Source organism: Bradyrhizobium sp. USDA 4506 (assembly GCF_054058795.1).
This window is the reverse complement of sequence record NZ_JBSSBM010000002.1, coordinates 3,168,084-3,189,900: the sequence shown is the minus strand read 5'-3', so window position 1 is coordinate 3,189,900 and position 21,817 is coordinate 3,168,084. Positions and strand designations below refer to the sequence as shown.

Annotated in this window: 21 protein-coding genes; 18 read left to right on the top strand and 3 right to left on the bottom strand. The window is 65.1% G+C overall.

Annotated elements, in window-relative coordinates; all coding sequences use genetic code 11:
- Positions 1 to 2 precede the first annotated feature (2 nt).
- Genes ACVIHF_RS17185 through ACVIHF_RS17175 form a run of 3 tightly spaced genes read left to right on the top strand, consistent with a single transcriptional unit; the run spans position 3 to position 2,967 of the window.
- Positions 3 to 971, top strand: coding sequence for a Bug family tripartite tricarboxylate transporter substrate binding protein (locus ACVIHF_RS17185; protein WP_310881950.1), 969 nt, complete (start codon positions 3 to 5; stop codon positions 969 to 971).
- Positions 968 to 1,468, top strand: a complete 501-nt coding sequence (locus ACVIHF_RS17180; RefSeq protein WP_456792359.1) for a tripartite tricarboxylate transporter TctB family protein — start codon at positions 968 to 970, stop codon at positions 1,466 to 1,468. The genes ACVIHF_RS17185 and ACVIHF_RS17180 overlap by 4 nt, the downstream gene beginning before the upstream one ends.
- Entirely contained in the window at positions 1,468 to 2,967 is a 1,500-nt protein-coding gene (locus ACVIHF_RS17175) for a tripartite tricarboxylate transporter permease (RefSeq protein ID WP_456792358.1), read from the top strand. The genes ACVIHF_RS17180 and ACVIHF_RS17175 overlap by 1 nt, the downstream gene beginning before the upstream one ends.
- Positions 2,968 to 3,157: 190 nt before the next feature.
- Here ACVIHF_RS17175 and ACVIHF_RS17170 read toward each other — a convergent pair whose 3' ends face one another.
- Positions 3,158 to 5,434, bottom strand: a complete 2,277-nt coding sequence (locus tag ACVIHF_RS17170) for a TonB-dependent siderophore receptor (protein WP_456792357.1) — start codon at positions 5,432 to 5,434, stop codon at positions 3,158 to 3,160.
- 591 nt (positions 5,435 to 6,025) lie between these two features.
- On the opposite strand from ACVIHF_RS17170, the gene glyA reads away from it, so the two are divergent.
- The 10 genes from glyA to ACVIHF_RS17120 all read left to right on the top strand — a co-directional run bounded on the left by glyA (position 6,026) and on the right by ACVIHF_RS17120 (position 15,951).
- On the top strand, positions 6,026 to 7,327 hold the full coding sequence (gene glyA / locus ACVIHF_RS17165; RefSeq protein ID WP_456792356.1) for a serine hydroxymethyltransferase: 1,302 nt from the start codon (positions 6,026 to 6,028) through the stop codon (positions 7,325 to 7,327).
- 26 nt (positions 7,328 to 7,353) lie between these two features.
- Entirely contained in the window at positions 7,354 to 7,836 is a 483-nt protein-coding gene (gene nrdR / locus ACVIHF_RS17160) for a transcriptional regulator NrdR (protein ID WP_016844999.1), read from the top strand.
- On the top strand, positions 7,833 to 8,993 hold the full coding sequence (ribD, locus tag ACVIHF_RS17155) for a bifunctional diaminohydroxyphosphoribosylaminopyrimidine deaminase/5-amino-6-(5-phosphoribosylamino)uracil reductase RibD (RefSeq protein WP_456792355.1): 1,161 nt from the start codon (positions 7,833 to 7,835) through the stop codon (positions 8,991 to 8,993). Before nrdR ends, ribD begins: the two co-directional genes overlap by 4 nt.
- A 110-nt stretch (positions 8,994 to 9,103) precedes the next feature.
- On the top strand, positions 9,104 to 9,712 hold the full coding sequence (locus ACVIHF_RS17150; RefSeq protein WP_456794099.1) for a riboflavin synthase: 609 nt from the start codon (positions 9,104 to 9,106) through the stop codon (positions 9,710 to 9,712).
- Positions 9,713 to 9,946: 234 nt separating this feature from the next.
- Entirely contained in the window at positions 9,947 to 10,438 is a 492-nt protein-coding gene (gene ribH, locus ACVIHF_RS17145; protein ID WP_076834363.1) for a 6,7-dimethyl-8-ribityllumazine synthase, read from the top strand.
- Positions 10,439 to 10,440: 2 nt separating this feature from the next.
- Positions 10,441 to 10,935: a transcription antitermination factor NusB gene (gene nusB, locus ACVIHF_RS17140; protein ID WP_016844994.1), complete on the top strand. Its 495-nt coding sequence runs from the start codon at positions 10,441 to 10,443 to the stop codon at positions 10,933 to 10,935.
- A gap of 150 nt (positions 10,936 to 11,085) precedes the next feature.
- The gene (gene thiL, locus ACVIHF_RS17135) at positions 11,086 to 12,087 is read left to right on the top strand and encodes a thiamine-phosphate kinase (protein WP_456792354.1); all 1,002 of its coding nucleotides are present in this window, start codon (positions 11,086 to 11,088) and stop codon (positions 12,085 to 12,087) included.
- 285 nt (positions 12,088 to 12,372) lie between these two features.
- A complete protein-coding gene (locus ACVIHF_RS17130; protein WP_456792353.1) occupies positions 12,373 to 14,493 on the top strand; it encodes a sodium-translocating pyrophosphatase in 2,121 nt (706 codons plus the stop codon).
- An 88-nt stretch (positions 14,494 to 14,581) separates the two neighbouring features.
- Complete coding sequence (locus tag ACVIHF_RS17125; RefSeq protein WP_456792352.1) at positions 14,582 to 14,737, top strand: hypothetical protein; 156 nt, start codon at positions 14,582 to 14,584, stop codon at positions 14,735 to 14,737.
- 377 nt (positions 14,738 to 15,114) lie between these two features.
- Entirely contained in the window at positions 15,115 to 15,951 is an 837-nt protein-coding gene (locus tag ACVIHF_RS17120) for an IS5 family transposase (RefSeq protein ID WP_225164260.1), read from the top strand.
- Between the two features lie 58 nt (positions 15,952 to 16,009).
- Here ACVIHF_RS17120 and ACVIHF_RS17115 read toward each other — a convergent pair whose 3' ends face one another.
- Both ACVIHF_RS17115 and ACVIHF_RS17110 read right to left on the bottom strand, forming a co-directional pair.
- Positions 16,010 to 17,017, bottom strand: a complete 1,008-nt coding sequence (locus ACVIHF_RS17115) for a Bug family tripartite tricarboxylate transporter substrate binding protein (protein WP_456792351.1) — start codon at positions 17,015 to 17,017, stop codon at positions 16,010 to 16,012.
- A gap of 154 nt (positions 17,018 to 17,171) precedes the next feature.
- Positions 17,172 to 17,648, bottom strand: a complete 477-nt coding sequence (locus ACVIHF_RS17110) for an outer membrane protein assembly factor BamE (protein WP_018271914.1) — start codon at positions 17,646 to 17,648, stop codon at positions 17,172 to 17,174.
- Between the two features lie 137 nt (positions 17,649 to 17,785).
- Between ACVIHF_RS17110 and ACVIHF_RS17105 the strand changes: the two genes are divergently transcribed.
- The 5 genes from ACVIHF_RS17105 (at position 17,786) to ACVIHF_RS17085 (ending at position 21,733) form a co-directional block, all read left to right on the top strand.
- The gene (locus ACVIHF_RS17105) at positions 17,786 to 18,337 is read left to right on the top strand and encodes a ubiquinol-cytochrome C chaperone family protein (protein WP_310881943.1); all 552 of its coding nucleotides are present in this window, start codon (positions 17,786 to 17,788) and stop codon (positions 18,335 to 18,337) included.
- Positions 18,334 to 18,927 carry a YceD family protein gene (locus ACVIHF_RS17100; RefSeq protein WP_310881942.1) on the top strand — a complete coding sequence of 198 codons (594 nt, stop codon included), beginning with the start codon at positions 18,334 to 18,336 and terminating at the stop codon, positions 18,925 to 18,927. The genes ACVIHF_RS17105 and ACVIHF_RS17100 overlap by 4 nt, the downstream gene beginning before the upstream one ends.
- 310 nt (positions 18,928 to 19,237) lie before the next feature.
- A complete protein-coding gene (plsX, locus tag ACVIHF_RS17095; protein WP_225158932.1) occupies positions 19,238 to 20,293 on the top strand; it encodes a phosphate acyltransferase PlsX in 1,056 nt (351 codons plus the stop codon).
- Positions 20,290 to 21,267: a beta-ketoacyl-ACP synthase III gene (locus tag ACVIHF_RS17090; RefSeq protein ID WP_092077980.1), complete on the top strand. Its 978-nt coding sequence runs from the start codon at positions 20,290 to 20,292 to the stop codon at positions 21,265 to 21,267. Before plsX ends, ACVIHF_RS17090 begins: the two co-directional genes overlap by 4 nt.
- A 130-nt stretch (positions 21,268 to 21,397) precedes the next feature.
- A complete protein-coding gene (locus tag ACVIHF_RS17085; protein ID WP_035631661.1) occupies positions 21,398 to 21,733 on the top strand; it encodes an integration host factor subunit alpha in 336 nt (111 codons plus the stop codon).
- Positions 21,734 to 21,817: the final 84 nt, after the last annotated feature.

The following is a 21,817-nucleotide window of genomic DNA, read 5'->3' as shown; positions in this document are numbered from 1 at the left end:
CCATGATCCCGTCCCACATGCGCCTGTTCGGCGCGGTCGTCGCGCTGTTGCTTGGGGCGAGCGGTCCGGCGCCCGCGCAGCAGCTCGAGCTCAAGCTGATGGCGCCGGCGGCGCCGGGCGGCGGCTGGGATCAGACGGCGCGCTCGATGCAGCAGGCGCTGGTCGCCTCCGGTGTCGCGCGCAGCGTCCAGGTCACCAACGTTCCCGGCGCCGGCGGCAGCGTCGGCATCGCGCAGTTCGTCAACGGCGCCAAGGGCGACGGCAACCAGATGATGGTGAACGGCTTCGTCATGGTGGGCGCACTCGCCATGAACAAGTCGCCGGTGACGCTGGATCAGGTGACGCCGATTGCGCGCCTCACCGAGGAGACCCAGGTCATCGTGGTGCCGGCGAACTCGCCGATCAAGACGGCGCAGGATCTCGCCGCCGCGGTGAAGGCCGATATCGCCAAGGTGACCTTTGCCGGCGGCTCGGCCGGCGGCGTCGACCACGTGATGGCGGCGCTTTTCGCGGGCACGGTCGGCGCCGACGCCAAGAAGATCAACTACATTCCGTTTTCGGGCGGCGGCGAGTCGCTCGCGGCCATTCTCGGCGGCAAGGTCACGGCCGGCATTTCCGGCCTCAGCGAATATGAAGGCCAGATCAAGGCCGGCAAGTTGCGCGCGCTCGGCGTGACGTCGGCGAACCGTCTGCCCGGCGTCGATATCCCGACCTTCAAGGAGCAGGGCATCGATCTCGTGCTGGCCAATTGGCGCTCGGTGGTCGCACCGCCCGGCATCACGCCAGAGCAGCGCAAGGTGCTGAGCGATGCGGTCGAGAAGATGGTGAAGTCCGATGCCTGGAAGGAGATCCTGAAGCAGAAGGGCTGGGATGACGCCTATCTCGGTGGCGACGCCTTCGCGGATTTCCTGAAGAAGGAAATCGTTCGGGTCACTGACGTGCTCAAGTCCGTCGGCCTCGTGAAGTCATGACGCCGGACGCAGCGTCTGAAGATCTCCAGCCCGCGCCGGCGCGGCGCGTCGATCGCGCCGGTGTCGTCATCGCGGCCGCGCTTGCCGGGCTCGCTGCGGTGCTGGTGTGGGACGCCAGCAAGCTGCCGTCCACCAACATGTACGGCATGGGGCCGGAGGCGATGCCGGTCGTCATCGCGATCGGCCTCGTCATTCTGGCGATCGGTAATCTGATCGACGCGCTGCGCGGCAACCTGCCGCCGCGCGAGAGCATGGATCCGAAACCGGTGTGGCTGATCATCGGCGGCCTGGCGCTCCTGATCGCCATCATCGGCTTTGGCGGCGGTTTCATCCTCGCCACCTCGGCGCTGTTCGTCACCACGTCGGCGGCGTTCGGCCGCCGCGCCGTCCTCGCCGACTCCGCCATCGCGCTCGTGATCACGACGCTGATTTATCTCGCGTTCGACAAGCTGTTGACGCTGAGCCTTCCCGCCGGCCCGCTGGAGCGACTGCTGTGATGGACACTTTCGCCGCGCTGGCGCACGGCATGGCGGTCGCCATGCAGCCGATGAACCTGCTTTACGCCCTGATCGGCGTGTTCCTGGGCACCGCGGTCGGCGTGTTGCCCGGCATCGGTCCGGCGCTGACGGTCGCGCTGCTGCTGCCGGTGACCTACAAGCTCGATCCCGGCGGCTCGCTGATCATGTTCGCGGGCATCTATTATGGCGGCATGTATGGCGGATCGACCACCGCGATCCTGATCAACACGCCGGGCGAGAGCGCCTCGATGGCGACCGCGCTCGAGGGCAACAAGATGGCCAAGGCCGGCCGCGGCGGCCCGGCGCTGGCGACCTCGGCGATCGGCTCGTTCGTGGCCGGCACCATCGCCACCATCGGCCTCGCATTCCTCGCGCCATGGCTGGTCGATTTCGCCGTGCGCTTCGGGCCGGAGGATTACTTCGCGCTAATGTGCGTCGCCTTCGTCACGGTGTCGGCAACCTTCGGCGACTCGCCGGTCCGCGGCCTCACCAGTCTGTTCATCGGCCTCACGCTCGGGCTGGTCGGCATCGACAAGCTGACCGGACAGGCGCGGCTTGCCTTCGGCATCCCCGAGCTGCTCGACGGCGTCGAGGTGACGACACTCGCGGTCGGCCTGTTCGCGGTCGGCGAAGCGCTCTATGTCGCCTCGCGCCGTCATCACGCCGAGGAGAAGCTCGAGCCGGTGCGCGGCTCGCTGTGGATGACGCGGGAGGACTGGCGGCGGTCGTGGAAGCCGTGGCTGCGCGGCACGCTGTTCGGCTTTCCGATCGGGGCGCTGCCGGCCGGCGGGGCGGAGATCCCGACATTCCTGTCCTATTCCACCGAACGGCGCCTCACAAAACATCCCGAAGAATTCGGCAAGGGCGCGATCGAAGGCGTCGCAGGTCCGGAAGCGGCGAACAACGCGTCTGCCGCCGGCACGCTGGTGCCGCTGTTGACGCTCGGGCTGCCGACCTCGGCAACGGCTGCAATGATGTTGGCGGGCTTCCAGCAATACGGCCTCAACCCGGGGCCGCTGTTGTTCGCGGAGCGGCCCGATCTGGTGTGGGGCCTGATCGCGAGCCTGTTCATCGCCAACGGCATGCTGCTGGTGCTCAATCTGCCGCTGGTCGGGCTCTGGGTGCGGCTGCTGGCGATTCCGCAGCCTTGGCTCTATGCCGGCATCCTGGTGTTCGCCACCATGGGCACGATCGCGGCGAAGCCGTCGGTCGTCGAGCTGTCGATGCTGGCGGCGTTCGGCGTGATGGGCTTTCTGATGCGCCGGTTCGACTTCCCGATCGCGCCTGTCGTGATCGGGCTGATCCTCGGGCCGATCGCCGAAAGCCAGTTGCGCCGCGCGCTGGCGATCAGCCTCGGCGATCCCATGGTGCTGCTGCAAAGCCCGATGTCGGCGACGCTGCTTGGCATCGCGCTGATCGCGCTGCTGGCGCCGTTCGTGCTCAAGGGGCTCGGGCGATTCGAGGCGAACGAGGATTAGGACGCGACCAGACCGTAAAAGGCCCGCTCCGGGGCTCGCATTTCGGAGCGGGCCAGTCTGGGCACGGCAAATATCGCCGCGACGCGAAACCTAGCGCGACAAGCTGACACCACCCTGACGACAGCGAAAAAAGAGAGGCGGCCGAATGCCGCCTCGCTGTCACATGATTTTCCGTGAGCTGAAAGTTCAGCTACCATTTGTAGGCGAGGCTCGCCGTGATGCGGCGGCGATCGCCGTAGTAGCAGGAGCTGATGGTCGCGCAGCTCGCGACATAGATCTTGTCGGTGACGTTCACGACATTGAGCGCCGCGCGCCAGTTGTTGTCCCATTCGTAATGCAAGGCGAGATCGCCCAGCACGACCCCCGGGACGCGTGCGGTGTTCGCGGTGTCGGCAAAGGACGAGCCGACATAGCGCACGCCGCCGCCAAAGCCGAAGCCCGTGAGCGGGCCGTCACGGAAGGTGTAGTCGGTCCACACCGATGCGAGCTGCTGCGGCGCGTTGGTCGGCACGGTGCCGATCAGCGCGGGATTGAGGTCCTTGCTGACGAACAGCTCGTAATTGGTGTAGCTCGCCACCAACTTGAAATCGCGCGTGATGTTCGCGACCGCCTCGAGCTCGACGCCGCGCGAGGTGACTTCGCCGTTCTGGGTCTGGAACAGCGGGTTGTTCGGATCGGTGGTCAGCGCGTTCTTGCGCTTGAGGTCGAAATACGCGACGCCGAACCGTGCGTTGAGCCCGACCGGCTCGTACTTGACGCCGACCTCGGTCTGCTCGGAGGTTTCCGGCAGCAGCAATTGGCCGGCCGCGGTGGTGCCGATGACCGGATTGTAGCCCGTCATGTAGGAGACGTAGGGCGCAACGCCGCTGTCGAAATTGTAGATCGCGCCGACACGGCCGGAGAACTTGCTGTCGTCGCGGCCCTGGGAGACGCCGATCCGGTTGTTGTTGGTGAGATCGACCCAGTCCTGGCGTCCGGACAGCACCACCGTCAGGCGGTCGAGCTTGACCTGATCCTGCAGATAGAGGCCGGCCATACCCTGGGCGAGATAGCCGTTCTGATAGAGCGGACCGCTATACGGCAGATTGGTGCCATAGACCGGATTGAGCACGTTGAGATTGGTGCCCATGCCAAAACCCTGGCGGTCGTCGATGCCGTAATATTTCAGATCGACGCCGACCAGCGCGGTGTGCTGCAGCGCGCCGGTGGTGAAGCGGTATTCGAGCTGATTGTCGAGGTTGAGCTGGGTGGCGATGCCGCGGGTGTAGAAATTGCCGCGGGTGATGTCGGCGGCGGCCGGCGTCGTCGCGTAGCCGAGCCCATAGAGGCCGGCATAATAGACGTCGACATGCGCCATGCGCGCGTTCTGGCGGAAATCGACGCTGTCAGTCACGCTCTTCTGGAACTGGTAGCCGACCATCTGCTGGTCGCGGCGGAACTGGTCCGCGCTGGGATCGCCGACGAACAGGCTGGTCGGAATCCGGCCGAACGGCGCGTTGGTGACGGTGCCGACATAGGGCAGGAAGTTCAGCGCGCGGGTGTTGCTGTGCGAGGCCATGCCGAACACGGTGAGGCTGGTGTCGGCATCGGGCCGCCAGGTCACCGACGGGGCGAAGAAGAAGTTGTTGTCGTAGACATAGTCGGTCTGGGTGCCGCCGCCCTGGGCCTGGCCGACGAGGCGGTACTGCACCTGGCCGTTGCCGGGCTGCGCCGTCGCGCCGCCGATGTCGAACTGGGTATAGGCATTGCCGAAATTGTTGACGCCGGTCTCGATGTAGCGAATGGGCTCGGCCTGCGGCAGCTTGCTCACCGCGTTGACGAGGCCGCCCGGCGCCGAGCCGCCATACAGGATGCCGGACGGACCGCGCAGCACCTCGACGCGCTCGAGATTGAAGGGCTGCAGCTTCCAGCTCGCATAGGAGGTGTAGAACAGCTGCAGGCCGTCGAGGAACAGCGACTCGTTCTGCGCCGGGAAGCCGCGGATCATGAACCAGTCGTTGCGGAAATCGGCGCCATAGGTGCCGCCGATGACGCCCGGCGTGTAGCGCAGCACCTCGTCGAACTTGCTGACGATCTTCTGGTCGCGGATCTGCTCGGCGCTGATGACCGACACCGATTGCGGCGTCTGGATGATCGGCGTGCTGGTCTTGGTGCCGCTGGCGCTCAGCCGCGCCAGATAGCCGGTGACCGGGCCGTTGGCGCGTTCGTGCCCGCCGCTGGCGCCCGCGGGTTGCTGAGCGGTCCGTGGCTGCGCGCCCACCGGGGCGGCCGTCGCGCGGCGCGAGGCGCTGCGTGCGCGCGTGGACCGTTGCGAAGGCTGCTGCGATCGCGCCGCTTGCCGCTGCGGCGCCTCGACTGTCACGGACGGCAATTGCGTCTGGGCGAAGACATCGTCCGCACCAACAACCGAAAACACAACGACAGCCGAAGCAGCAAACCGCTGCGGCCGAATCCACCTGCACGACATTTATTCCACGCTCCGTAAAAAAATCTTGAGCGAGTCGTTATCACGGTGATTTTCGCGAGCAGCCTGCACGCGGTTAGAAGCTGTCGAAGTTGCACGCAAAGCTTGGCTGTGTGACCGGGAGACAACGGCGTATGACGCGCAATTGCACGCATCGTGTGAGAGCCTTGAATCGATCCAGTGTTGAACGATTCAAAAATTGTCTCGTCATCTCGTGAGTCGATACATCGCGATCGCGCGCGACATGATCAAGCCAGTCCGATGTCGCGCGGTTGCGTGAGCAACGCGTTGAAACCTTGAGGTGATGGTTGTCTTGCTCCGCGGTCCCGCGCGGTCGGGAAGGGGTGTCACGTTCCATTCGGCGGCTGCCACAGCCGTGCTGGCCGCGCGGCGGGAACCGGGTGGCGAGGGCGGCCGTCCGGCCGGCTGGCAATCCCCGCCATCCCCACCATATCTGGCATAATTGACCGGCAGGGACCGCAACCGCTTGGCCATTTTGGGGCGATGTGATAACGCTCTGAAACCAGCTTCGACCGCCACTCGTGACCGTCCGCATCCTGCCTAAAGGCTTGCGGCGGTGGAGATATTTCGCCGATGACCTCATCCAGCAAGACCGCTTCCGCGCCCGATTCCTTCTTCACCGCGACCCTCGCACAGGCCGATCCCGAGATCGCCGCCGCGATCAAGGGCGAGGTCGGCCGGCAGCGTCATGAGATCGAGCTGATCGCCTCCGAAAACATCGTCAGCCGCGCCGTGCTGGAGGCGCAGGGCTCGGTGATGACTAACAAATATGCGGAGGGTTATCCGGGCGCGCGCTACTACGGCGGTTGCGAGTGGGTCGACGTCGCCGAGACGCTGGCGATCGAGCGCGCCAAGAAGCTGTTCGGCGCCGGCTTCGCCAACGTCCAGCCGAACTCCGGCAGCCAGATGAACCAGGCGGCGTTTCTGGCGCTGCTGCAACCCGGCGACACCTTCATGGGCCTCGACCTCGCGGCCGGCGGCCATCTCACCCATGGTTCGCCGGTCAACATGTCAGGCAAGTGGTTCAAGGCCGCGCACTACACCGTGCGCCGCGAGGACCAGATCATCGACATGGACGAGGTGCAGAAGCTGGCCGAGCAGGTCAAGCCGAAGCTGATCATCGCCGGCGGCTCGGCCTATTCGCGCGCCTGGGACTTCAAGCGCTTCCGCGAGATCGCGGATTCCGTCGGCGCGTATCTGCTGGTCGACATGGCGCATTTCGCGGGCCTCGTGGCCGGCGGCGTGCATGCCTCGCCGGTGCCGCACGCCCACGTCACCACCACCACGACGCACAAGTCGCTGCGCGGCCCGCGCGGCGGCCTGATCCTCACCAATGACGAGACGCTGGCCAAGAAGCTGAACTCGGCGATCTTCCCGGGCCTGCAGGGCGGTCCGCTGATGCACGTCATCGCCGCCAAGGCGGTGGCGTTCGCAGAAGCGCTACGGCCGGACTTCAAGGTCTATGCCAAGAACGTGGTCGAGAACGCCAAGGCGCTGGCGGAGACGCTGCGCGGCCATGGCCTCGACATCGTCTCGGGCGGCACCGACAACCATCTGATGCTGGTCGACCTCAGGCCGAAGGGCCTGAAGGGCAACATCTCCGAGAAGGCGCTGGTGCGCGCCGCCATCACCTGCAACAAGAACGGTATCCCGTTCGATCCCGAAAAGCCGTTCGTCACCTCCGGCCTGCGGCTCGGTACGCCGGCGGCGACCACGCGCGGCTTCGGCGTCGCCGAGTTCAAGCAGGTCGGCGGCATGATCGCGGAAGTGCTGAACGCGCTGGCGCAGTCGCCGGACGGCAAGGCGCCGCTGGTCGAGGCCGCGATCAAGGAGCGCGTCAAGGCGCTGACCGATCGCTTCCCGATCTATCAGTAAAAGGTCGTTGCTAGAGGTCCCGTCGGATGCGCTGCCCGAGCTGCAATTCTCTCGACACGCAGGTCAAGGACTCGCGTCCGACCGAGGACTCCGCGGTCATTCGCAGGCGTCGCGTCTGCATGGCCTGCAACTTCCGCTTCACGACCTTCGAGCGGGTGCAGCTGCGCGAACTGACCGTCATCAAGCGCAACGGCCGCCGCGTGCCGTTCGACCGCGACAAGCTGGTGCGCTCGCTGCAGATCTCCTTGCGCAAGCGCCCGGTGGAATCCGAGCGGGTGGAGAAGATGGTGTCCACCATCGTGCGCGAGCTCGAAAGCGGCGGCGAGGCCGAGGTCTCCTCGGAGGCGATCGGCGAGATCGTGATGGAGCATCTGCGCCAGCTCGACGACGTCGCTTATGTGCGCTTTGCCTCGGTCTATCGTAACTTCCGCGAGGCCAAGGACTTCGAGGCCGTGCTCGACGAATTGACCGGCGAAGAGGACCCGCGGCTCGCGACGCTACGCAAATGATCTTCCGCATTCTGGAAGACCAGTTCGCGCAGAAGGCCAAAGAGGCCAAGGAAGCGGCAAAGGCGGCCGATCTGCGCTTCATGCAGCTGGCGCTGGCGCTTGGCCGGCGCGGGCTCGGGCGCACCTGGCCCAATCCGGCGGTCGGCGCCGTCATCGTCAAGGACGGCGTCATCGTCGGCCGCGGCTGGACGCAAGCAGGCGGCCGGCCGCATGCCGAGGTCGAGGCACTCAGGCGCGCCGGCGATGCCGCGCGCGGCGCCACGCTCTACGTCACGCTCGAACCCTGCTCGCATTTCGGTCGCTCGCCGCCTTGCGCCGATGCTGTGGTTGCGGCCGGGCTCGCACGCGTCGTCTCGGCGATCGAGGATTCCAATCCGGAAGTCGCGGGGCAGGGGCACGCCAGGCTGCGTGCCGCAGGCATCGCGGTCGATGTCGGGCTGTGCGCGGAAGAGGCCGCGCGCGACCATGCCGGGCACTTCCGCCGTATCCGCGACAAGCGCCCGCATGTGATCCTCAAGCTCGCGGTGTCCGCCGACGACAAGATCGCTGCCAGCGGCGGCAAAACAGTTACGATCACGGGCGAGGCCGCGCGGACCCGCGTGCATCTGCTGCGTGCGCAGAGCGATGCGATCCTGGTCGGCATCGGCACGGTCAAGGCCGACGATCCGCTCTTGACCTGCCGGCTGCCCGGCATGGCGGTGCGCTCGCCGGTGCGCCTGGTGCTGGACCGCGCGCTGCGGATATCTGGCGACAGCCGCCTGGTGCATTCGGCGCGCGAGACGCCGCTCTGGGTGCTGACATCTGATATGGCGGAGGCGCCTGCCGCGGTGAAGTTAGGCGCCGCCGGCGCACAGGTGATCCGCGTCGTCGCCAGCGCGCCCCAAGGGCTCGATCTGCCGTCCGTCCTGCATGCGCTGGCGGAGAAGGGGATCTCGCGCCTGCTGGTCGAGGGCGGATCGCGCGTGGCAAATTCTTTCGTGGCAGCCGGCCTTGTCGACGAGATCTGGCTGTTGCGCGGGCCTGATGCGATCGGTGCCGACGGCGTTCCCGCGCTGGACGCAATGCCGCTCGACGCAATCACGCAGTCGCCCGCCTTCAGCCTTCGTGCTAGCGAAGCCTTGGCCAAAGATGTTTTGACTATCTACGATCGATCCTAGGTCGTCATGCCCGGGCTTGACCCGGGCATCCACGTCTTGGTCGCCAGCAGTGAAGTAAGTCGTGGATGGCCGGGTCAAGCCCGGCCATGACGAAGAGTAAGAGGTTTGTTGTGTTCACGGGAATTGTCACCGATATCGGTGAGATCACCAGCCTGAAGCAGGTGGCGCAGGGGCAGCTGCACCGGATGCGGATTGCCTGCGACTACGACCAGACCACGATCACCGACGGCGCCTCGATCGCCTGCAATGGCGTCTGCCTCACCGTCGTCGCCTCCGGCACCGCCGATGGCAAGACCTGGTTCGATGTCGATGCGGCGGCCGAGACGCTCGGCATGACCACCGCCAAGCATTGGGGACAGGGCAGCCGGCTCAATCTCGAGCGCGCGCTCAAGATCGGCGACGAACTCGGCGGTCACATCGTGGCCGGGCATGCCGACGGCATCGCGACCATCGTCAAGCGCGACGATCTGCCCGACATGGCGCGCTTCGAGCTGCGAACCACTCGGGAGCTGGCGCGTTTCGTCGCGGCGAAGGGATCGGTCACGCTGGACGGCGTGTCGCTGACCGTGAATACGGTCGACGACGTCAGCTTTTCGGTGCTGATCATCCCGCACACGCTTTCCGTGACGACCCTGAGCGGCTGGAAGGCGGGCAGCGAGGTCAATATCGAGGTCGATCTGATGGCCCGCTACGCGGCGCGGCTGTCGGAGATGAAATGACGGCCTAGCCGTCAAGCGGCAGTCATTCCGGGGCGATGCGAAGCATCGAACCCGGAATCTCGAGATTCCCCGGTGCACTATTGTGCACCTGCGGTCTGGTCCTTCGGACCATCCCGGAATGACAGTGCCTGAGGCATTCGTGCTTGGCTTCAGTCGTCGGGGCGACTACAAACTCGCGAAACGTTGACATCCAACGTTATCGGTAAATGTCAACAAAATGAAATGGATACGTAGATGGCTGACGCGCGGCGCGCACCCCTGAAGGACCAGACCGACATTACCGGCGCACGCGTGCTGATCGTCGAGGCGCGGTTCTATGACGACATCCAGGACGCGCTGCTGGAAGGAGCGCTGGCCGAGATCAAGGCCGCGGGTGCGACGCACGACGTGATCACGGTGCCGGGCGCGCTGGAGATTCCGGCGGCGATTGCGATCGCGATCGATGCGGCTGAAGCGAACGGCAAGCCGTATGACGCGGCGATCGCGCTCGGCTGCGTGGTGCGCGGCGACACCATCCATTTCGAGATCGTCTCGCAGGAGTCCTCGCGCGGATTGATGGATTTGGCCATCAGCCGGAAATTCCCGCTCGGCAACGGCATCCTCACCGTCAACACCGAGGCGCAGGCCTGGGCGCGGGCGCGCGCCAGCGAACTCAACAAGGGCGGCGACGCGGCGCGTGCGGCGCTGGCGATGCTGCGGATCAAACGCCGCCTGGCAAAGGCCTGACCATGGCAGACAACAAGAAGCCCGCGAAAGCCCCCGACAGAAAAGCCAACCGCCGCGGCGCGGCACGGCTCGCGGCGGTGCAGGCGCTCTATCAGATGGACATTGGCGGCGCCGGCATCAACGACATCTTCGCCGAGTTCGAGAGCCACTGGCTCGGCAACGAGGTCGAGGGCGAGAAATATTTGCCGGCGGAAGCCGCGTTCTTCCGCGACGTGGTCTCCGGCGTGGTGCGCGACCAGGCCCGGCTCGATCCTTTGATCGACGAGGCGCTGTCGAAGGGCTGGCCGCTGAAGCGGATCGACGCCATCCTGCGCGCGGTGCTGCGGGCAGGCTCCTACGAGCTCGAGCACCGCAAAGACGTGCCGGGCCGCGTGGTGGTCTCCGAATATGTCGACGTCGCGCATGCCTTCGTTGAGAAGGACGAAACCGGCATGGTCAACGCCGTGCTCGACCAGATCGCGCGCCAGTTCCGCGGCGACGAGTTTGTGCGGAGCTAGGTGCCGCGATGCCGCCCACCTCCGTAGCCGTCACCCTGAGGTGCCGTAGCGAAGCGGAGGCCTCGAAGGGCGACGGCGTGGCGCTACGGTCGCATCGGGGCCGTGCATCCTTCGAGGCTCGCTTCGCTCGCACCTCAGGATGACGGGTTGATGACCCAAGCAAGCAAACATACCTCCGGCGAAGACTCCCTAATCGCGCGCTATTTCAAGCCGCTCGCGACCGATCCGGGTGCGTTCGGGCTCGACGACGACGCCGCCGCGCTGAGGGCGGCCGGCGAGGACATCGTGGTCACCACGGACGCTATCGTCGAGGGCGTGCATTTCCTCGGCGATGATCCGCCCGACATGCTGGCGCGCAAGGCGCTGCGGGTGAACCTCTCCGACATCGCCGCCAAGGGCGCGGTGCCGGCGGGCTTCGTGCTGACGCTGGCGCTGCGCAGCGCCGAGGAGGCTTGGCTGAAGCCGTTTGCCCGGGCGCTCGGCGAGGACGCCGCACATTTCGGCTGCCCGCTGCTCGGCGGCGACACGGTCTCGACGCCCGGGCCGCTGATGATCTCGATCACCGCGTTCGGCCGGGTGCCGCAGGGCACGATGGTGCATCGCGCGGGAGCACAGGCGGGCGACCGTGTGTTCGTCACGGGCACGATCGGAGACGCCGCGCTCGGCCTCGATGTGCTCCGGGGTGGCCCGGTCGCCGCGGCTCTGGCGGACGATGTCGTCGGGCGGGATTTTCTTGCCGCCCGTTACCGTGTTCCGCAGCCGCGCAACGCCTTGGCCACGGCCGTCCGCACCCACGCCAGCGCCGCGATGGATGTGTCCGACGGTCTTGCCGGCGATCTGACCAAGCTTTGCGCAGCCAGTGGTGTGGCGGGCGTGATCAACGTGCCGAGTATCCCGTTGTCGTCCGCGGCCGCAGGGCTGCTCGCGCGCAAGGCGATCGGTATCGAGACCTTGGTGGCCGGCGGTGATGATTACGAGCTCTTGTGCGCGGTCCCGAGCGATCATGTCGACGCGTTTCTGCGCGACGCACGGCAGGCCAAGGTCGCGGTGACCGCAATCGGCGGCCTGATCGCGGGCTTGTCGCCACCAAGCTTCCTTGACGGGCAGGGGCGGGAACTGAAGTTGAAGCGGCTGTCCTATAGCCATTTCTAGAGCGTTTTCGAGCGAAGTGGGCACCGGTTCGCGTTAAGAAAACGCGTCGGAACGGAAGCGGCTCTGGACTTCCCGCGCCTGATCGCGCCGATTTTCCTTCTAAATTGCTGCCGATATCGGCGTTTTCGGCCACAGGTGGCGTTGCACAGCGGTAACGATTTTGGCAAGGTCGCGCCCGATTTGAGGCAATCCGTTTTTGGGGAGGATTGTCCTCGCAAAATAAGCGCCTGCCGCCCCCTAGCGGCACAAGAAGGCGCGGGGGTTACATCAAGGATCTGAGGCAACATGACAGCTTTATGGTTGATTGTGCTCTGCGGGGCGCTTTCCATCGTCTACGCGATCTGGGCGACGCAGTCGGTCTTGAACGCGGATGCGGGTAATCCGCGCATGCAGGAAATCGCGGCCGCGGTGCGCGAGGGCGCACAGGCCTATCTGCGGCGGCAGTACACCACGATCGGCATGGTCGGTATCGTGATCTTCGTGGTGCTGGCCTACTTCCTGGGCCTGCCGGTGGCGATCGGCTTTGCGATCGGCGCCATCCTGTCGGGGGCTGCCGGCTTCATCGGCATGAACGTCTCGGTGCGCGCCAACGTCCGCACCGCGCAGGCGGCAACCACCTCGCTCGCCGGCGGCCTCGAACTCGCCTTCAAGGCGGGCGCGATCACCGGCATGCTGGTTGCCGGTCTCGCGCTGCTCGGCGTCACCATCTACTTCATGATCCTGGTCAAGTTCATGGGTCTGGAAGCGGGCAGCCGCACCGTGGTCGACGCCATGGTGGCGCTCGGCTTCGGCGCCTCGCTGATCTCGATCTTCGCCCGTCTCGGCGGCGGCATCTTCACCAAGGGTGCGGACGTCGGCGGCGACCTCGTCGGCAAGGTCGAGGCCGGCATCCCCGAGGACGATCCGCGTAACCCGGCCACCATCGCCGACAACGTCGGCGACAATGTCGGCGACTGCGCCGGCATGGCGGCGGACCTGTTCGAGACCTATGCGGTGACCGCGGTCGCCACCATGGTGCTCGCGGCGATCTTCTTCGCCAAGACGCCGATCCTGGTGAACATGATGACGCTGCCGCTCGCGATCGGCGGCATCTGCATCATCACCTCGATCATCGGCACCTTCTTCGTCAAGCTCGGTGCCAGCCAGTCCATCATGGGCGCCCTCTATAAGGGCCTGATCGCCACCGGCATCCTGTCGCTGGTCGGCGTCGCGCTCGTGATCAATTGGCTGGTCGGCTTCGGCAAGCTCGACGGCGTCGACTATACCGGCACGGCGCTGTTCTGGTGTGGCGTGGTCGGTCTCGTCGTCACCGGCCTGATCATCTGGATCACCGAATACTACACCGGCACCGACTATCGCCCGGTGAAGTCGATCGCCTCGGCCTCGGTCACCGGTCACGGCACCAACGTGATCCAGGGCCTCGCGGTCTCGATGGAAGCGACCGCGCTGCCCGCGATCGTGATCATCGCCGGCATCCTCGTCACCTACAGCCTTGCCGGCCTGTTCGGCATCGCGATCGCGACCGCCACCATGCTGGCGCTGGCCGGCATGATCGTCGCGCTCGACGCCTTCGGCCCGGTCACCGACAACGCCGGCGGCATCGCCGAGATGGCGGGGCTGCCCAAGGAGGTGCGCAAGTCGACCGACGCGCTCGACGCGGTCGGCAACACCACCAAGGCGGTGACCAAGGGCTACGCGATCGGCTCGGCCGGTCTCGGTGCGCTGGTGCTGTTTGCGGCCTATAATCAGGACCTCAAATTCTTTATCAGCGACGCCAACGCCCATGCCTACTTCAAGGGCGTCAACCCGGACTTCTCCCTGAACAATCCTTACGTCGTGGTCGGCCTGCTGTTCGGCGGCCTGCTGCCATATCTGTTCGGTGCGATGGGCATGACCGCGGTCGGTCGTGCCGCCGGTGCGATCGTCGAGGAAGTGCGCCGTCAGTTCCGCGAGAAGCCCGGCATCATGCAGGGCACCGACAAGCCGGACTACGGCAAGGCGGTCGACCTGCTGACCCGGGCGGCGATCAAGGAGATGATCATCCCGTCGCTGCTGCCGGTGCTGTCGCCGATCGTGGTCTACTTCCTGATCTATGTGATCGCGGGCGGTGGCGCAGCCGGTAAGTCGGCCGCTTTCTCCGCGGTCGGCGCCATGTTGCTCGGCGTCATCGTCACCGGTCTGTTTGTCGCGATCTCGATGACCTCGGGCGGCGGCGCATGGGACAACGCCAAGAAGTACATCGAGGACGGCCACTACGGCGGCAAGGGCTCTGACGCCCACAAGTCCGCAGTGACCGGCGATACCGTCGGCGATCCCTACAAGGACACGGCGGGCCCGGCGGTGAATCCGATGATCAAGATCACCAACATCGTGGCGCTGCTGCTGCTGGCGATCCTGGCGCACTGAGCGGCGGACACGACTGAAACGAAGCCCCGCGGTGAAAGCCGCGGGGTTTTATTTTTGAACCAGACGCGAACAACACGGAGATCAATCGATGTCGCTCTCATCCGCACGGAACTACGCGCTCCGCGCCTTCAAATCGCAGGATCAGAAGGAGGCCATCGAGCTGCTCTCGAAGGCGATCATGGAACTGGCGATGTCGATTGAAGCGACCGACGCCAAGGTCAAGAAGATCAACAGGTCGTCGTAGCCGCACCGTGCTGCGGACTGGGACAGAATCGTAGGGTGGATTAGCGAAGCGTAATTCACCGACAGATCTAACCGCGGCGGCGGATTACGCCTTCCGCCTTCGCTCGTTGAGCTGCGGCGGACGCGGTTGGCTAATCTGCCCTACAGCTCAGCAGTCGTCATCCCCGCGCAAAGGCTTCGCCTTTGTCGCTGGAGGTGCGAGCCTTGCGGCGCAATTGCGCCGCTGGGCGAGCCTCGAAGGATGAGAGGCGGTGCATGTGGCCATCCTTCGAGACGCCGCGCGAGCGCGCGGCTCCTCAGAGCCTGACTGAAAAATGGGTGAGTGATCTCAGTGGGGTGTGATTCCATCGGATTTGCAAAGATTCGAGGGAGAGCACGATGCCCTGGACCAAGATCACTCGGGAGCAATATCGGCGGGACGATCTGCGTTATGCAAGCGATATGACCGATGCGGAGTGGGCGCTGATCAGACGCCTGTTGCCGCGAGCGAACCGGCGCGGCCGGCCGCGTAAGACGGAGCTGCGTCGTGTGATCGAAGCGATCCTCTATATCGTTTCGACCGGCTGCCAGTGGCGGGCGTTGCCGCAGGAGTTCCCGCCCTATTCGACGGTGCAGGGCTATTTTTATAGATGGCGGGATACAGGCCGGTGGCAGAGGATTGTCAGCGTGCTTGTCCGACGGGCGCGAAAAAAGCTTGGACGGACACCGAAGCCGACGGCAGCCGTGATCGACAGTCAAAGTGCGCCGACCACCCAAGCTGGCGGACCGCGCGGCTACGATGCAGGCAAGCGCATCTACGGCCGCAAGCGGCATATCGTGACGGATACCAATGGCCTCCTCCTTGGGGTTCATGTTCATCCGGCCAACGTTCAGGACTGCCATGGCGCCGTACCGCTGCTGAAGAACGTGCGGATGAACTTCCCCCGGCTGCGCCACGTCTTTGCCGACCGGATCTACCGCGGAAATCAACTCCTCGACGCGCTCTCAGACTGCGGTCCATGGACTGTCGAGATCGTCGAGCGGCCTCAAGGCGTCAAAGGCTTCCAGCTTCTGCCGAGGCGGTGGGTGGTTGAACGCACATTCGCTTGGTTCGGCAGATGCCGCCGCCTCGCCAAGGACTTCGAGGCGACGGTGGCAACCGAAGCTGCCTGGCTGCTGATTGCACACATCAGGCTCCTGACCCGCAGACTCGCGGCTGCAGCTAAGGTTGGGTGATTTATGAGTCAGACTCTCAGGATGACGCCGAGTACGCGGCGCGAGCCTTGTTCGGAGGCTATTTCACCTCCATCTGCAAGCCTTCCTTCTCGATGATCGCGGCGAACTTCTTCGTCTCGGCATCGACGAAATCGGAGAATTGCTGGGGCGTGCCGTAGTCGGCGCGCGCGCCCATGCCGGCGATGTTCTTCTTGACGTCGTCGCGCTCCAGCATCGCCTTGACCTGGCGGTTCAACTCGTCGAGCACCGGGGCAGGCGCGGTCTTCGGCAGGAACACGCCGAACCAGGACGAGACGTCGAACTTTGCCAGTTCCGGCGCGCCCTCGCGCATCGTCGGCAGGTTCGGTGCGGAATCGCTGCGCTCCGGCGTGGTGACACAGAGGCCATTGAGCTTGCCGTCCTGCACCTGCGGCAGCGACGGATAGAGATTGTCGAACAGGATCTGGATGTCGCCGGCGAGCCCGGCCTGCAATGCGGGACCGGCGCCGCGGAACGGCACGTGCGTCATCTTCAGCCCGGTGAGTTGCAGGAACCAGGCGCCGGTGAGGTGAGGGCTCTGTCCGGTACCGGACGAGCCGTAGGTGAGCTTGTCCGGATTCTTCTTCAGAAAGGCGATCAATTCGGGGATCGACTTGAGGCCGGTCGACGGATGCGCCGACACGATGTTCGGGATCCGGATCATGTTGGAGACCGGCTGCAACTGGTCGGCCCTGTAGGTCAGGTTGCGGAAGATGCTGTAGGCGATCGCGTTGGGGCCGGGATTGCCGATCAGGATGGTGTGGCCGTCGCCCTTGGCGCGTGTGACCTCGGATGTGCCGATGGTGCCGCCGGCGCCGGAGCGATTCTCCACCACCACCGACTGGCCCCAGAGCGGCTGCAAATGCGCCGCGAGCAGCCGCCCCATCACGTCGGTCGAGCCGCCGGCCGCCGCCGGCACGATGATGCGGACGGTCTCGGTCGGCCGCCAGTCACCGGCGCCGAGGCTCGCGCGCGGCAGGATCGCCGCGGCCGTCAATGCGGCCGTGCCCGACAATACCGTACGACGGGAAAATCTCTTGGCTGTCATGCGTTTACCCCCTGCTCAGGCTCTTGTTTGCGAGCAAACTAGGGGACCGCTTGCCCCTCGGGCAAGCGACAACTTGGCGCAGCGGCTCATGCTCTGGACTCCGGTTTGACGCGTTGTCTCACGCGAACCGGAGCCCACTTCGCTCGAAAACGCTCTAGTTGAAGCTCAGCAGCTTGAAGAGCGGTGTCAGGTAGGACATTTCCTGGCCCGACGTCGGCGTGGACCGGCTGACGAAGTCGAAGATCTTGCCGTCCTTCAGGCCGTAATTGGCCAGTCGGCGCACCTGCCGGTTCTTGTCGAAATAGACCGCGATCACGCGCTGGTCGATCACCCGCTGATTCATGAAGGCGACGGGGCGGGAGGTTCGTTGCGAGATGTAATAAAACACCTCGCCGTCCAGCGTTGCGACCGTCGAGGGCGTGCCGAGCACGATGAGCACCTGGTCCTGGCTCGCGCCGATCGGGATCTGCTCGAGCGCCCCCTCGGGCAGGATGTAGCCCTTCTGGAATTGTTCGCCGGCGCAGCCGCCGAGTGCGGCGCAGACGAGGCCAATCGCCGCGACGGCGCGGAGACGCGAAAAGAACCCGCGCGCGGAAGCGGCGCGAGACTGTCGTGAAAGAGTGTGGTTCATCGGCGGAACTGATCCGTCCCCTTGCATCGGCCGAGGCATTGACGTACCGGGCAGCTCAATGGATTGCAATCATGCCGACCTCCAATGGATGAGCCCTCAACAGGCGTCCTTTGGGGGACCGGCAGCCGGAACCCGCTATGCTTTGGCCGTTCAATCACTTCAGAAGACCCCGGGTGCCCGCGCGCAGCACCATTGAGACCATCTATGGCATGATCGTGACGCAGGCGCGAGAACCGTTGTTTTACCGTGACTTGGGCGTTCCGGACACGGTTAACGGCCGTTTTGACCTGCTTCTCATGCATCTGTGGCTGGTGCTGCGGCGGCTGAAATCCGTCGAGGGCGGCGTTGCGCTGTCCCAGGCCCTGTTTGATCATTTCTGCATCGATATGGACGACAATCTGCGCGAAATGGGCGTCGGCGACCTCACGGTGCCGAAGCGCATGCAGGCGTTCGGCGAAGCTTTCTACGGCCGCACCGCGGCCTATGATCTGGCGCTGACCGACAGCGAGGGGGCCTTGGCCGAGTCGTTCTGCAAGAACATCCTCAACGGTCAGAACATCGGCAAGGCCCGCGAGCTCGCCGCCTACGCCAGGGAGGCGATCGAAGAGCTGGCGCGCACCGATCTCGCGGCGTTGGCCAAGGGCGCGTGGCGCTTTCCGGTACCACAGGCTGCGGGGACGGCGGCATGAGCGGCGGCACCCCAGGGCAGCCCGATGCACGGCGCGACCGCGACCCCTGGCGGGTCCTCGTCAATGTCGCGCAGATCCCGGAGACCGGCCTGCATCGCGAGATCGCGGCCGACGAGGCGGCGCGCAAGGCGATGGCCGAAGTTGCCGAGCTGAGGGAGGTCGTCTCTGCACGTGCAGAGTTCGACCTGCAGCCCAAGCGCGACGGTAGCTACCACGTCACCGGCCGAGTTAAGGCCAGGGTCGGGCAGACCTGCGTGGTGACGCTCGATCCGATCGAGAACGAGATCGATGAGCCGATCGATGTGGTGTTCGCGCCGCCCGAGCAGATCCCGCAAATGGCCGACCTGGTCGACGACGCCGACGACAGCGATGAGGAAACGCCGGACCCGCCGGAGCCGATCGTCGGCGGCTTCATCGACATCGGCCGGCTTGCCACCGATGCGCTGTTTCTCGGCATAGACCCGTATCCGCGCAAGATGGATGCGGTCTTTGAACAGAAGGCTGAAGCCCCTGACCCGGAAAATCATCCTTTCGCGGCGCTGAAGGCGCTGAAGGAAAAGCCGGACGGCAAGAAGCCCAAGGGAAGTTGAGGGCGCCTGGCGCCACATTTGCGGGGATGGCTTGCCTGCAAGCTTGCGCGAGCACTGCTCCTTGTTACTTCAAATACGTGTCACAATACATTGAAATACAATGTATTTCTGGTATGCTCTGATGTGTTGCGTGACGGTTCGGCAGCTGCCTCATTTGCGGTCAAGAGGTTGTGTCGGACCGAGGACACGCTATTGTCGCGGCCCGGCCGGGACGCGAGTTGGTGTTTCGCCGCGCGCCGTTAACGGCGGTGACTTCAAGCTCGCGGTCCTCGTCTGAAGGGCTGCGGGAAAGCAGGCTTCCGGGACGTTCATGCCTCAAAAGGTTCGAATAGCGCTTGACGCCATGGGGGGCGATGTCGGCGCTGCCGTCGTCATTCCCGGCGCTGCGATCTCGCTGAGCCGTCATCCCGACAGCGAATTCCTGTTGATCGGGGACCGGGCCCAGATCGAGCCGGAGCTCGCCAAGCATCCGGCGCTGAAGGCGGTATCGAAAGTGATCCATACCGACGTCGCCGTGAAGAACGATGAGAAGCCGAGCCAGGCGTTGCGGCGGACCCGGCGGGCGTCATCGATGTGGCTCGCGATCGACGCCGTGAAGCATGGCGAGGCCGATGTCGCGGTCTCCGCCGGCAACAGCGGCGCGCTGATGGCGATGGGCAGCATCAATCTGCGGACGCTGCCGGGCGTCGACCGCCCGGCGCTCGCCGGAGTTTGGCCGACTCTGCGCGGTGACTCCGTGGTGCTCGACCTTGGTGCCACGATCGGCGGCGACGCCCATCATCTCGCGACACTGGCGGTGATGGGGAGCGCGATGGCCAGCGTGCTGTTCAACATCGAACGGCCGACCGTCGGCCTCCTCAACATCGGAGAGGAGGAGGTCAAGGGCCATGAGGAAATCCGCGAGGCCGCCGAAATGCTGCGCGCCCTATCTGACATCAACTATATCGGCTTCGTCGAAGGGGATGGCATCGGCAAGGGGCGTGCCGACGTAATCGTGTCCGAAGGATTCAGCGGCAATATCGCGCTCAAGACCGCCGAAGGCACTGCCCGCCAGATGTTCGACCTGTTGCGCGAGGCGATCGGTTCGAGCTGGATCTCGCGCATCGGCTATCTGCTGGCCCGCGGTGCATTCCGGAAGCTGCGCGACAAGCTCGATCCCAACAAGTCGAATGGCGGCCTGCTGCTCGGCCTGAAGGGCGTGGTGGTCAAGAGCCATGGCGGCGTCAACACGGAAGGCTTTGCTTACGCGGTCGATGTTGGCTATGAGATGGCCCACTACGATCTCCTCACCAAGATCAATCAGATGCTTAATCGCGACGGCAGTGCGCTGGTGCAGGCGCAGACCGCGCAGGAGGCTGTCTCGTGACTGCGATACGTTCGGTAGTGCTCGGCTGCGGCTCTTATTTGCCGGAGCGGGTTTTGACCAATGCCGAACTGGCCAGCCGGATCGACACGTCGGACGAATGGATCGTGCAGCGCACCGGCATCAGCGAGCGCCACATCGCGGCCGACGACGAATTCACCTCGCATCTGGCGATCAAGGCGGCGCAGGCCGCGCTCGCCCACGCGCAAGTCGATGCGCAGTCGATCGACCTGATCGTGCTCGCGACCTCGACGCCGGACAACACCTTTCCCGCCACCGCGGTCGCCGTCCAGCACGCGCTCGGCATCAACCATGGCGTCGCCTTCGACCTGCAGGCGGTCTGCTCCGGCTTCGTCTTCGCGCTGGCCACCGCCGATAATTTCCTGCGCGCCGGCACCCACAAGCGGGCGCTGGTGATCGGTGCCGAGACCTTCTCACGCATCCTCGACTGGAACGACCGCGGCACCTGCGTGCTGTTCGGCGACGGCGCCGGCGCGGTCGTGCTGGAGGCGCAGCAGCAGTCCGGCACCACCAGCGACCGCGGCGTGTTGACGACGCATCTGCGCTCCGACGGCCGCCACAAGGCGAAGCTGTTCGTCGATGGCGGGCCCGGCTCGACCAGGACGGTCGGATACCTCCGGATGGAGGGCCGCGAGGTGTTCAAGCATGCCGTCGGCATGATCACCGACGTGATCGTCGACGCCTTCAACGCCACCGGCTTTACCGCCGAGGACATCACCTGGTTCATCCCGCACCAGGCCAACAAGCGAATCATCGATGCGTCGGCGCACAAGCTTCATATTGCGCCGCAGAAGGTGGTCCTGACGGTCGACAAGCACGGCAACACGTCGGCGGCCTCGATCCCGCTCGCGCTGTCGGTCGCCGTGAAGGACGGGCGTGTCAAGAAGGGCGATTTGGTGCTGTTCGAGGCGATGGGCGGCGGCTTCACCTGGGGCTCGGCGCTCGTGCGCTGGTAGCGTATCGCCAAACAGTATCGACAGGTTGCCGGTATCTTTCCTGCGCCTGGATGCTGGTCGCTGTTGACCATTGCGCGCTAAGCTTTTAATTTCAGTCAAGAAATTGTTCGCCGAGAGTGCGGGGCAGGCGATGACCACGGGAACCGGAAAAACAGTTACGCGCGTCGATTTGTGTGAGGCGGTCTACCAAAAGGTGGGTCTGTCGCGCACGGAATCGTCGGCATTTGTCGAGTTGGTGCTGAAGGAGATCACCGATTGCCTGGAAAAGGGCGAGACGGTGAAGCTGTCCTCATTCGGCTCCTTCATGGTGCGCAAGAAGGGCCAGCGTATCGGCCGTAATCCGAAGACCGGCACCGAGGTGCCGATTTCGCCGCGGCGGGTGATGGTGTTCAAGCCGTCGGCGATCCTGAAGCAGCGGATCAATGGCCATGTCGTCACCAATGGCGACGGCAGCAAGGCCGACTAGAGCGTTTTCAAGCGAAGTGGATACCCGGTTCGCGTGAAGAAAGCGCGGCAAACCTAGAATCCGGAGCCCCGTTCCGATTCAATC